The organism is Streptomyces sp. NPDC040545 (assembly GCF_055595065.1).
Genome location: NZ_JBVIWA010000024.1, coordinates 58962 through 70543, shown reverse-complemented (window position 1 = coordinate 70543; position 11582 = coordinate 58962). Strand labels below are relative to the sequence as shown.

11 protein-coding genes are annotated in these 11582 nt (G+C 70.6%); 2 read left to right on the top strand and 9 right to left on the bottom strand.

Annotated features, from left to right (window positions below):
• Positions 1–8 precede the first annotated feature (8 nt).
• The 5 genes from ACZ573_RS33075 to ACZ573_RS33055 are packed head-to-tail and all read right to left on the bottom strand — an operon-like array spanning position 9 to position 5585.
• Complete coding sequence (locus tag ACZ573_RS33075; protein ID WP_471311510.1) at positions 9–512, bottom strand: hypothetical protein; 504 nt, start codon at positions 510–512, stop codon at positions 9–11.
• A 35-nt stretch (positions 513–547) separates the two neighbouring features.
• Complete coding sequence (locus ACZ573_RS33070) at positions 548–1993, bottom strand: ATP-binding protein (protein WP_471311507.1); 1446 nt, start codon at positions 1991–1993, stop codon at positions 548–550.
• Positions 1994–1999: 6 nt separating this feature from the next.
• Complete coding sequence (locus ACZ573_RS33065) at positions 2000–2683, bottom strand: response regulator (protein ID WP_471311505.1); 684 nt, start codon at positions 2681–2683, stop codon at positions 2000–2002.
• A 41-nt stretch (positions 2684–2724) separates the two neighbouring features.
• Positions 2725–4419 carry a murein biosynthesis integral membrane protein MurJ gene (gene murJ, locus ACZ573_RS33060; protein WP_471311503.1) on the bottom strand — a complete coding sequence of 565 codons (1695 nt, stop codon included), beginning with the start codon at positions 4417–4419 and terminating at the stop codon, positions 2725–2727.
• Complete coding sequence (locus tag ACZ573_RS33055; RefSeq protein ID WP_471311500.1) at positions 4416–5585, bottom strand: lipid II:glycine glycyltransferase FemX; 1170 nt, start codon at positions 5583–5585, stop codon at positions 4416–4418. The genes murJ and ACZ573_RS33055 overlap by 4 nt, the downstream gene beginning before the upstream one ends.
• Positions 5586–5830: 245 nt before the next feature.
• On the opposite strand from ACZ573_RS33055, the gene ACZ573_RS33050 reads away from it, so the two are divergent.
• Entirely contained in the window at positions 5831–7000 is a 1170-nt protein-coding gene (locus ACZ573_RS33050; protein ID WP_471311611.1) for a L,D-transpeptidase, read from the top strand.
• A 138-nt stretch (positions 7001–7138) separates the two neighbouring features.
• A complete protein-coding gene (locus ACZ573_RS33045) occupies positions 7139–8725 on the top strand; it encodes a CocE/NonD family hydrolase (protein ID WP_471311497.1) in 1587 nt (528 codons plus the stop codon).
• Positions 8726–8801: 76 nt separating this feature from the next.
• Here the strand turns inward: ACZ573_RS33045 and ACZ573_RS33040 are convergent, their stop codons facing one another.
• The 4 genes from ACZ573_RS33040 to ACZ573_RS33025 all read right to left on the bottom strand — a co-directional run bounded on the left by ACZ573_RS33040 (position 8802) and on the right by ACZ573_RS33025 (position 11582).
• Positions 8802–9545: an amino acid ABC transporter ATP-binding protein gene (locus ACZ573_RS33040; protein WP_471311494.1), complete on the bottom strand. Its 744-nt coding sequence runs from the start codon at positions 9543–9545 to the stop codon at positions 8802–8804.
• A 59-nt stretch (positions 9546–9604) separates the two neighbouring features.
• Complete coding sequence (locus ACZ573_RS33035; protein WP_471311491.1) at positions 9605–10045, bottom strand: DUF6278 family protein; 441 nt, start codon at positions 10043–10045, stop codon at positions 9605–9607.
• A gap of 88 nt (positions 10046–10133) precedes the next feature.
• Positions 10134–10919, bottom strand: a complete 786-nt coding sequence (locus ACZ573_RS33030; RefSeq protein WP_471311488.1) for an exodeoxyribonuclease III — start codon at positions 10917–10919, stop codon at positions 10134–10136.
• A 30-nt stretch (positions 10920–10949) separates the two neighbouring features.
• Positions 10950–11582 carry an MBL fold metallo-hydrolase gene (locus ACZ573_RS33025; RefSeq protein WP_471311485.1) on the bottom strand — a complete coding sequence of 211 codons (633 nt, stop codon included), beginning with the start codon at positions 11580–11582 and terminating at the stop codon, positions 10950–10952.

Below are 11582 nucleotides of genomic sequence, written 5' to 3'. Positions count from 1 at the left end.
GGTGCCCGTCAGCGCTTCAGGTCGCATTCGGCAGGGGCGAGGGTGGTGTCGCTGCCCTGCAGGGTGACGGGGGTGAGGGTGTCCTTCACGGCGGAGATGCCCATGGTGCAGACGAGCTGCATGCGGGCCAGGGCCGACAGGTCACCCACGGCGAACGGCACCCGGACCGTCACCCCCGCGTGCGAAGCCGAGCTCACCTCGAGCTTCTCCGCCCCCTGGCCGGCGGGCAGCTGGGGCAGACCTGTGGTGAGCCCGGCCTCGCCGGCCCGGCCGCGGGGGCCTTCCAGCAGCAGGCGCAGCAGCACCACGGGATTGAGCTTGTAGTCCACCAGCAGGCTGAACGGAGCCGGGACGAGCCGGTCGCCCTCCTTGGAGAGGAAGTAGAGATAGGTGCTGTTCTTGCCATCGGCGACCTTGACGGTGGCGGCGTGGCCGCTGTCGATCACCCCGCTGCGTTTGATCCCGCACCCGGTGAGCAGCAGGGCGCAGCTCACCAGCGCCGCCGTGGCCACGGCCGCCCGGGACCTCGTTCTCGTCCTGCGCCCTGTCATACGCGGGCCTCCAGCGGCATGTCGAGGGTGAACACCGCTCCCCCGGCGGGCCCGTTGGCCGCGAGGAGGGTTCCGCCGTGCAGGCGGACGTTCTCCAGGGTGATGGCGAGGCCGAGACCGCTTCCGGCGGAGCGGGTCCTGGCCGCGTCGGCCTTGAAGAAGCGGTCGAAGATGTGCGGCAGCACCTCGGGGGCGATGCCGGGGCCGCTGTCGGCGACGTCGATCAGCAGCCGTTCGCCGTCCTCGCCCGGTGCGGTCCGTACGGTGATGCGTACGGGGGCGCCGCCGTGCCGCAGGGCATTGCCGACGAGGTTGGCGAGGATCACGTCGAAGCGGCGCGGGTCGAGCCGGGCGCGCACCTGGTCCGGCAGCTCGGCGACGATGCGGTCGTCGACCCAGTGGCGGCGCTCCAGGGTCTTGCGCACGGCTTCGGCGATGTCCACGTCGTCGAGGTTGAGCTCGGCGGCCCGGGCGTCGAAGCGGGAGATCTCCATCAGGTCCTCGACGAGGACGGCGAGCTTGCCCGTCTCGGCGCTGACCAGGCGCAGGGCCTTGGCGGTGTCGGCGTCGAGGCGTTCGGCGTCCTCGTCGAGGACCTCGGTGACGGCCAGCATCCCGGCGAGGGGGGTGCGCAGTTCGTGGGAGACGTCGGAGGCGAAGCGGCGGGCGCGGACCTCCGCGTCCTGGAGCTCGCGCACGGACTGCTCCAGGGCGCGTGCGGTCTCGTTGAAGGTGCGGGCGAGTCCGGCGAGCTCGTCGGCGCCCCGGACCTCGATCCGGGTGTCGAGGCGGCCGCGGCCGAGGTGCTGGGCGGCCCGGCGCATGTCGCGGACCGGCCGCAGCACGCTGCGGGCAGCCAGCAGCGCGGGCACGATGGCAATGGCCAGGCCCGGGACGGCGCCCTGCTTGGCGGCGTCGACCATGGCCTCCACGGTCTGCTTCTCGGTGGAGAGGGGGACGCTGGCGTAGAAGACGGCTCCGGTGGATTCGCTGAAGCCGTCGTGCTCGAAGAGGGCGGGGACGCCGATGGTGAGCCACGGGTTGCCGCGCGCGTCCTCGACCCGCTGGAAGGCGGTGTAGTCGTGGCGGCGGACCTTCTCGCGCAGGTTGTCGGTGATCACGCTGGAGGTCGGCGTGCCGGGGTTGGTGGAGACCCGCACGCTGCCGTACTCGCCGAAGATGATCCAGGGGTGGGGTTTGCCGCGCTTGCCGAGATCGATGACGATGCGCTGGAGCTCCTGCTGGTCCAGCGGGAGACGGAACTCCTGCTGCTCGACCTGGTCCCGCAGGGTGCTGATGGCGGTGTCCTGGGTCTGCTTGAGGATCGCGTTGCGCGCCTGCTGGTAGGTGAGGGCGGCGGTGGTCACCGCGCTGATCGCGGCGACCAGCAGGAAGGCCGCGATCAGTCGGGTGCGCAGGCCCAGCGGCGCGATGCGTCTCACGGCCGCCTACAGGGGACCGAAGCGGTAGCCGAAGCCGCGCACGGTCTGTATGTAGCGGGGGCTCGCGTCGGGGTCCTCGACCTTGGTGCGCAGCCGGCGCACGCAGGCGTCCACGAGCCGGGCATCGGCGTGGTAGCTGTGGTCCCAGACGTATTCGAGGAGCTGCTGGCGGGAGAAGACCTGCTCGGGCGAGGCCGACAGGTGCAGCAGGAGCTTGATCTCGCTGGGGGCGAGGGGCACGCGCTCGCCGTTCTTGGCTACGCTCAGCCCGGCGCGGTCGATGGTCAGCTGACCGTGGTGCTCGACCCCGGAGCGGGCGCCCACGGGGTCGCTGAGCCGGCGCAGTACGGCTTTGATGCGGGCCTCGATGACCTCGGTGCGGGCGGGTTTGACGATGTAGTCGTCGGCGCCGGCCTCCAGGCCGACGACTATGTCGAAGTCGTCGCCGCGGGCGGTGAGCATGATGATCGGCACCTGGCTGGTCTCGCGGATGCGGCGGCAGACCTGGACCCCGTTGATCCCCGGCAGCATCAGGTCGAGCAGGACGAGCTCGGGGCGGAAGCCGCCCATCAGCGCCAGCCCTTCCTCGCCGGTCTCGGCGGAACTCACGTCGTGGCCCCGGCGGCGCAGGCCGAGGCCGACCCCCTCGCGGATGGAAGGGTCGTCCTCGATCAGCAGTACGCGTGGCATCCGGTCAGTATCCCAAAGGTGTTGCGGGGCCTTGCCTCCCGTCAGCGGCCGGTCCTGCGCCGCAGGGAGTCCAGCATGTCGGTGATCTCCGTCAGGCGCAGCGGCCCGGCGAGGATGACGACGACGAGGGCCAGGGCGGCGGTTCCCGCCCCGACCGCGGCGAAGTTGCCGAACGGGTCGGCGGCGCGGGCGGCCGCGTACCCGGCGGCGGCCGCCGGTGTGCAGGCGGCCAGCAGCCGCACGTGGGTCCGTACGGCGGTCGCGCGCCGCTCGGTACGGGTGCCCGCGCGCGGGCCGAGCCTGCGGGAGAGGGCGTACGCGGTGGCGGCGGCGCCTCCCATGAAGGCGACGGAGGAGGCGGCGGCCATGCCGGTGACCGCCCAGCGCGGAGAAAGCAGGAGGTAGGCGGCGGCCGACAGCCCGGCGGTGAGCGCGGCGATGACCAGGTTCAGGAAGAAGGGGGTCCGGGTGTCGGAGAGGGCGTAGAAGCCGCGCGAGAGGACGTACTGCGCGGAGAAGGCGATCAGGCCGGGCGCGAAGGCGATGAGCATGCCCGCCATGACCTCGATGTCGGCGGCATCGGTGCGGCCGTACTCGAAGACACTGCCCATCACCCAGGGGGCGAGGGCGGCGAAGAGCGCGGCGGCGGGGACGACGAGGGCTGCGCTGGAGCGCAGGGCGTAGGAGATGTCGCGGCGCACGGCGCCGAGGTCGCCCTCGGTGGCGGCCGCGCTCATCCGCGGCATCAGGGCGGTCACGAGGGAGACGGTGATGATGCCCTGCGGGACGATCCACAGCTGGTAGGCGTTGCTGTAGGCGGTGTAGCCGGCACCGCCCGCGAGTCCGGCGTCCACGGCCTGCTGCCCGGTGGTGGTGGAGAGCCGGGTGACGACCCAGTAGGCGATCTGGTTGGTGAGGACGAGCATGACGGTCCAGCCCGCGTTGCGCAGGGGGCGGCCGAGGCCGCTGCCGCGCCAGTCGAAGCGCGGGCGCCAGCGGAAGCGGGCGGCGCGCAGCGAGGGGACGAGGGCGAGGGCCTGGATGAGGATGCCGAGGGTGGTGCCGAGGCCCAGGAGCCGGGTCTCGGCGGCGGTGAGGCCGGGCGCCCCGTCGTGGGAGAGGTAGAGGAAGAGCCCGAAGACGCCGATGATGACGAGGTTGTTGAGGACCGGGGTCCACATCATCGCGCCGAACCGGCCGCGGGCGTTCAGCACCTGGCCGAGCAGGGTGAAGAGCCCGTAGAAGAGGATCTGTGGGAGGCAGTACCGGGCCAGGGCCGCGGTGGTGCTCGCCTGGGCGCCGTCGTAGTCGGTGTACACCGAGACGATCAGCGGGGCGGCGAGGACCGCGACGGCGGTGAGCACCACGAGGGCGGCGGTGCAGGCGGTGAGCAGCCGGTCGGTGTAGGCGGATCCGCCGTCCGCGTGCTCCTTGGCGGCCCGGACGAGCTCGGGTACGAAGACGGCGTTGAGCGCGCCGCCGATGAGCAGCATGTAGATGATGTTCGGGACCGTGTTGGCGACGGCGTAGCTGTCGCCCAGGAGTTCGGTTCCCAGCGCCGCGACGACGACGGCGGAGCGGATGAAGCCGGTGGCGCGGGAGACGATCGAACCGGCCGCCATGAGGGCGCCGCTGCGCAGCACCGAGGTCTTCCCGGAGGGCGCGGCGGCTCCGGGCGCGGCGGCGGCCGCTCCGGTGCCCGTATCGGTGCCGCTGTCGGTGTCGGTGGCCGTCACCGGCGAGCCAGGTACGCCTGGAACGCCTTGTAGAGCGCCGTGTTGGCGACTCCGTCCATCGGTATCTCCCACTCTCCGAGCGTCTCGACGACCTGGCCGCCGGTGCCGAGCTTCCAGCGCAGCAGCCCGAAGGAACGTTCGTCGGGGTCAAGGGTGGAGGGTACCCCGCGCATGTCGTACTCCTCCGCTCCGAGGGCGTGGGCGTCGCACATCATGCGCCACTGCAGGGCGTTGCTGGGCCGTACCTCGCGGCGGTGGTCGGCGGAGGCGCCCGTCTGGTACCAGACCCGCTTCCCGGCGGTGATCATCGTGTGGGCGGCGAGGATCTCCCCCTGGTAAACGCCCAGGTAGAGCCGCATACGGCCGGGCGCCTCCTCGTTGAGGACCCGGTACTGCTGCTCGTAGTACGCGAGGGAGCGGCCGAGCCGGAAGCCGTCGCGCTCCTCGGTGATGCGCAGCAGCCGGTAGAACTCGGGCAGGTCCTCGAACGTGCCGATGACCGTCTCCACGCCGGACTTCGTGGCCTTGCGTACGTTGCGCCGCCATTCCTGATTGAGGCCCGCCCACACCTCGTCGAGGGTGCGGCCCGCCAGCGGCACGCGGAAGACGTGGCGGGGCTGGGCGTCGCCGTCGTCCTCGCCGCCGCACCGCGTCCAGCCGCGCGTGCGCAGCCGGTCGGCGAGGGCTGCGCCCACCGGATCGACCTCGGTGGCGAGCACGTCGGATATCTGCCGGCCCGGCCCGGCGGCGGACTTGGCGGTGGCCGCGTCCCAGCGCCGGTAGGCGGGGGTGGGGCCGATGCGGACGGCGAAGGCGCCGGAGGAGCGCAGGTGGCGCATGAGCGGGGTCAGCCAGCGGTCGATGTGCGGATCGGACCAGTCGGCGACGGGCCCCTCGGGGAGGTAGGCGAAGTATTTGCGGGTGCCGGGAAATTGCCGGTAGAGAACGAGACCAGCGCCCTGAATCTGACCGTCCGGATAGTGCCAGCCGACCCTTTCCGAGCGCCAAAGGTCCTTTACGCGGGCCCAGGACGGGTACTGGAGAAAGCTCGCCCCGCCGTGACGGGAAAGGAACGCCTGGTATTCGGAGACCGACAGGGCACGCACCCGGAGCTCCCGGTCCTGGTCATGGTTCTGCTGGGCGGGGGTCACGAGCAGTGCACACACGGCAGACGGCCTTCCTGTCGTCCTGACGGTCTCTCACAGGACTCTCACAGCTGCCCGTGACCGAAGTGCGCGGCGATTGTGACCGGATGATGACCGTTTCGCTGCGGTCGATGTCACAAGAGAAAGGATGACTTTTTCCGCCGATTGCGGAACCTAAAGTCGAGCCGTTCGCATCCTCTTTTGCGGACGTTCACTCCACCGCTCCTGGAAAGGGCCCTTCGTTGAGCCGTATACGCCGCACCGCCATGGCGGGCACCGCACTTCTGGCCGCCTCGCTGACCGCCTGTTCGGGCGGGAGCGACGGTGGCGGTGACGACAAGGGCAAGGCCGAGCTGAAGCCGAAGGCGCCCATGGCGGTCTCGGTGAACCTCGCGGGCGATCAGGTCAAGGCGGGCCAGCCGGTGACCGTGACCGTCGCCGAGGGCAAGCTGGCCCAGGTGAAGGTGACCGACGCCAAGGGCGCGGAGCTGCCGGGGAAGATCTCCGACGACGGGAAGACCTGGACCTCGGAGCGCAACGCCCCGCCCGGCGCGGAGTACAAGGTCGAGGCGCAGAACACCGACAGCCAGAGCGCCGCCACCCAGTTCAAGACCAGCGCCGCCGACAAGGTGAACAAGGTCTCGATCAACATCCCCAAGGGCAGCTCGGTGGGCGTGGCGATGCCCGTGTCGCTCGTCTTCGACAACCCGGTGACGAACAAGGCCGAGGTCGAGAAGCAGCTCAAGGTCACCACCTCGGACAACACCGAGGGCTCCTGGGGCTGGATCAAGGACTACTCCGGCAACGACCGCGTCGACTGGCGGCCCAAGGACTACTGGAAGTCCGGCACGGACGTGAAGGTCGAGATGAACCTGAACGGCGTGGACTCCGGCAAGGGCGGGGGCATGTTCACCCGGGACTACAACACCGATTTCAAGATCGGCAAGGACCGCCGGATCCAGGTCAGCCTCGACACCAAGAAGATGTCGGTGACCCAGGACGGCCAGGCGCTCAAGACGGTCCCGATCTCGGCCGGCACGCCCGGCGGCAAGAAGGCCTCATGGTCCGGGAAGATGGTGATCATGTCGAAGGAGGGCACCATCCGGATGGACTCCCAGACGGTGGGCCTGGACAACGCCTACAACAAGATGGTCGATTACTCGATGCGGCTCACCTGGTCCGGCATGTACGCGCACGCCGCCCCGTGGAACTCCGGCAACTTCGGGCGGGCCAACAGCAGCTCCGGCTGTGTGGGGATGAGCGACGCCGACGCCAAGGAGTTCTTCGCGCAGTCCCAGATCGGCGACGCCTTCGAGGTGGTCGGCGAGGGCTCGAAGGGCAACGCCGACATCGGCAACGGCTACGGCGAGTGGAACCTCTCCTGGGACCAGTGGAAGGCCAAGAGCGCCCTGTCCGGCACCCCGCAGAACGGCTGACGGCCGGCCGGCGGCTGGTCGACCGCCCTCACCCAATCGTTACCAGTGCGTAACTTACCCATGGGTTACTTTCGGTAACACGCTCCCGTTACCGTCGGGTCACTTTGACAATCCCGGCGCACGCGCGAGGAGCGACAGATGCAACGCACCACCACCGCAGCGGCCGTGGCGACCCTGCTGGCGGCAGCCGTCCTGGGCCTGGCCCCCCATCAGGCCCAGGCGGCTCCCGTCACCACCGCGGCAGCCGCCGCCGACGCCTCCTCGCAGCTGCGCTTCCACGACATCCCGGGATCCGGCGGAATCACCCTCAAGGGCAACGTCTTCACCCCGGCCGGGGCCCAGAGCGGCCGGAAGTACCCGCTGATCGTGCTGCCCACCAGCTGGGGCCTGCCGCAGATCGAGTACATCGCCCAGGCCAAGAAGCTCGCCGACTCCGGTTACGTCGTGGTCAGTTACACCTCCCGCGGCTTCTGGCTCTCCGGCGGCGACATCGAGGTTGCAGGCCCGCCGGACATCGCCGACGTCAGCGCCGTCATCGACTGGGCCCTCGCCAACTCCCCCGCCGACGCGGACCGCATCGGCCTCGGCGGGGTCTCGTACGCCGCCGGTATCACCCTGCTGGCCTCCGCCCACGACCCGCGCGTCAAGGCCGTGGTCTCGATGAGCGGCTGGGCCGACCTCATCGAATCCATCTACTCCGGCCGCACCCAGCACCTCCAGGCCGCCGGAATGCTCGGCGCCGCCGGGTACCTCACCGGCCGCCCCGGACCCGAACTCAAGACGCTCCTCGGCAACTTCCTCGGCTCCCGGCTGGACCAGGAGCAGCAGATGATCGAGTGGGGCAGGAGGCGTTCGGCCTCCGAGCAGGTGGACCGGATCAACGCCAACGGCGCCGCGATCATGCTCGGCAACGCCTGGGGAGACACCATCTTCCCGCCCAACCAGTACGCGAAGTTCTACGAGCGGCTGACCGGCCCCAAGCGCCTGGAGTTCCGGCCCGGGGACCACGCCACCGCCGAGGGCACCGGCCTGCTGGGGCTGCCCAACGACACCTGGACCAACGCGCACCGCTGGTTCGACCGCTACCTCAAGGGCGAGCGCAACGGCGTCGACACCGAGGCCCCGGTGCAGATCAAGTCCCGTAGCAACGACGGGTACGAGGGCTACGCCGACTGGAAGTCGGTCGGCTCCGGGGGCACCGAGAAGCTGGCGCTCTCCGACAGCGAGCACCTCTTCGCCAATGTCGACTCCGGCGCCAACGGCGGCATCCTCCTCCTCTCCAGCGCCCTCGACCAGTTCGTGAAGGCGCCGCCGATCGCCTCCGTCCCGCTCCTCCCCCGGGCCTTCGCGGCCGTCTGGCAGTCGGAGCGCTACGACGAGGCGCGGCGGATCCGCGGCACCGCGAAGCTGCACACCACCGTCACCCCCACCAAGGGCGACGGCACCTTCGTCGCGTACCTCTACGACGTCGGCCCGCTCGGCATCGGCAAGCTCGTCAGCAACGCCCCGTACACCTTCCACGGGAAGGCTCCCGGCCAGGCCTTCGGCGTGGACCTGGAGCTGTTCTCCACCGCCTATGACGTCCCGGCGGGCCACCGGCTCGCTCTCGTCATCGACACGGTCGACCCGCTCTACATCGAGCACAACCCCATCGGCGCGCAGCTGACCTTCTCCTCGCCGCGCACCGATCCGAGCTACCTGTCGGTCCCGCTGCGCGAGCAGTGAGACACGGCTGCTGCCGGGACCGGGCGCCCGGCAGCAGCCGCCGGGCGGCCCGGCACCCGGCGGCCGGCCGGGCCCGTCAGTGCTTGAGGATCTTCGACAGGAAGTCCTTGGCCCGGTCGCTCTCGGGGGCGGTGAAGAACTGCTCCGGGGTACGGTCCTCGATGATCTGCCCGTCGGCCATGAAGAGCACGCGGTTCGCGGCGGAGCGGGCGAAGCCCATCTCGTGGGTGACCACGACCATGGTCATGCCCTCGCCGGCGAGCTGCCGCATGACCTCCAGCACCTCGTTGATCATCTCCGGGTCGAGCGCGGAGGTGGGCTCGTCGAAGAGCAGGGCCTTGGGGTCCATGGCGAGGGCGCGGGCGATCGCCACGCGCTGCTGCTGACCGCCGGAGAGCTGGGCCGGGAACTTCTCGGCCTGGTCGGCCAGGCCGACCCGCTCCAGGAGCTCCCGGGAGCGCCGGTCCGCCTCGCCCCGCTTGCGGCCGCGGACCTTGACCTGCGCGAGCGAGACGTTCGCGAGGACGGTCTTGTGCGCGAACAGGTTGAAGGACTGGAAGACCATCCCCACCTCGGCACGCAGCCGGGCCAGCTCCTTGCCCTCGGCGGGCAGCGCCTCCCCGTCGATCAGGATCGTGCCCGACTCGACGGTCTCCAGCCGGTTGATCGCCCGGCACAGGGTGGATTTCCCGGAACCGGAGGGGCCGATGACCACCACCACCTCCCCGCGGCCGACGGTGAGGCTGATGTCCCGCAGTACGTGCAGCGCACCGAAGTGCTTGTTGACGTCCCGCAGCTCGATCAACGTTTCGACGGCCATGTGCTGCCCTGCCCACTTGTCGGAGTCGGAGTCGGAGTCGGTATCGACACTCCGGGGCGTCAGCCCTCGGAGGCCTCGGCGTACGCCTGGCTGAGCTCGGGGGATCCGGTCATCGCCCAGGACAGGCCCGACTCGATCACGTTCAGCTCCCGGCCCGAGGCCAGCCGGATCACCGGCTGACCGTTGGGCCACACCCGCCAGGCGGCCCCCGGAACCGTCCGGATGATCACGGTCCCGAGGTAGAAGCCGGCGTCGTTGCCGAGCCAGGGCACCGCCTCGGGATCCCGCCGCCAGCGCGGCATCAGCTGGTCCAGGGCCTCCAACGAGGCCTGGCTCTCGTTGAGTTCGAGCCCGTCCGCCCGTGCCTGGACGCGCAGCATCTCGCACTCCGAGAACAACTCGGCGACGCCCTCGGGGTCGTCCGCGAGGGCGGCGGCGAGTCCCGCGCCCTGTTCCGTTTCGCGTCGGTTCAGCCAGTTGTCCAGGAAGGGGATGTTCATACCGCCCAGCGTCGCACCAGGATCCGCCACTGACCACAGGGCGCGCCTGGATCCGTCGGCCCGGATGGCACCGGCCACCAGCCACCGGCTACCGGGCGAGGTCCAGGTCCACGACGACGGGCGCGTGGTCGGACGCGCCCTTGCCCTTGCGCTCCTCGCGGTCGACGTAGGAATCGGTCACGGCCTTGGTGAAGGACTCGTTCCCGTAGACCAGGTCGATGCGCATGCCCTTGTTCTTGGGGAAGGCGAGCATCCGGTAGTCCCAGAAGGTGTAGGGACGGTCGTACTTCAGGGCGCGCGGGAACACGTCCGAGAGCCCGGCGGCGCGCAGCGCCTCCAGGGCGGCCCGCTCGGCGGGGGTGACATGGGTGAGGCCCGCGAAGACGGCCGGGTCGTAGACGTCCTCGTCGGTCGGGGCCACGTTGAAGTCTCCGAGCACCGCGAAGGGGCGCGGACCGGCCGCCTCCTCGGCGATGGCCGTGGTCAGGGAGCGGAACCAGTCCAGCTTGTAGCCGTAGTGGTCGTGCTCGACCTCGCGCCCGTTGGGCACGTACACCGACCAGACCCGGACCCCACCGCAGGTCGCGGAGATCGCGCGGGGTTCCTGGACGCCCTCGTAGTCGGGCCCGCCGGGCAGCCCGAGGACCACGTCCTCCAGGCCGACCTTGGAGAGCAGGGCCACGCCGTTCCAGCGGCCGGTGGCGTTGACCGCCGATTCGTAGCCCAGCTCACGCAGCTCGTCGTAGGGGAACTGCGCCTCCGAGCACTTGGTCTCCTGGACGCACAGGACATCCGTACCGGAGCTCTCCAGCCAGGCCAGCAGGCGCGGCAGCCGGGCGGTGATGGAGTTGACGTTGTAGGTGGCGATACGCATACGTGCCAACCTACCGCCCGGCACCGACAGTCACAGTTCGGCGGAGTCGCCCGCGGTGAGTCGCCCGTGGTCGGTGCCCCCGAGGGCGCCCAGGACGTTGTCGTAGATCGGCCGGGCGAGGTCGGAGAGGTAGGCGTCGTGGATGTCGAGGGCCCGGCGCGGCTTGACCTCGCGGAGGTAGTCGACCACCTCGGAGACCTTGTTCCAGGGGGCGTGGACCGGGACCATCAGCGTCTCGACGGGGACCCCGGGCACGGTCAGCGCGTCCCCGGGGTGGAAGAGGGAACCCTCCACGAGGTAGCCGACGTTCGTGACGCGCGGGATGTCCGGGTGGATCACCGCGTGCAGCTCCCCGTGGACCTGGACCTCGAACCCGGCCGCGGTGAAGGCGTCGCCGTGGCCGACGGTGTGCACCCGGCCCGGATAGGCGGGGGCGAGCTTCTCGGCGACGCTGCGCAGGGTCCACAGCTGCGCGGCCGGATTCGCGTCGAGGGCGGCCCGCAGCCGGCCCTCCTCGAAGTGGTCGGGGTGTTCGTGCGTGACCAGCAGGGCGTCCGCCCCCAGTCCCGCGTCCGGTTCGCTGAAGGCGCCCGGGTCGATGACGAGCGTGCGCCCGTCCTTCTCCAACTGGACGCAGGAATGCAGCCGCTTGGTGAGCTTCAT

Coding starts and splice junctions, on each gene's coding strand:
- ACZ573_RS33040 (WP_471311494.1), bottom strand. CDS start 9,545: ATGGCCGTCGAAACGTTGATCGAGCTGCGGGACGTCAACAAGCACTTC.
- ACZ573_RS33030 (WP_471311488.1), bottom strand. CDS start 10,919: ATGCGTATCGCCACCTACAACGTCAACTCCATCACCGCCCGGCTGCCG.
- ACZ573_RS33045 (WP_471311497.1), top strand. CDS start 7,139: ATGCAACGCACCACCACCGCAGCGGCCGTGGCGACCCTGCTGGCGGCA.
- ACZ573_RS33050 (WP_471311611.1), top strand. CDS start 5,831: ATGGCGGGCACCGCACTTCTGGCCGCCTCGCTGACCGCCTGTTCGGGC.
- ACZ573_RS33035 (WP_471311491.1), bottom strand. CDS start 10,045: ATGAACATCCCCTTCCTGGACAACTGGCTGAACCGACGCGAAACGGAA.
- ACZ573_RS33025 (WP_471311485.1), bottom strand. CDS start 11,582: ATGAAGCTCACCAAGCGGCTGCATTCCTGCGTCCAGTTGGAGAAGGAC.
- ACZ573_RS33065 (WP_471311505.1), bottom strand. CDS start 2,683: ATGCCACGCGTACTGCTGATCGAGGACGACCCTTCCATCCGCGAGGGG.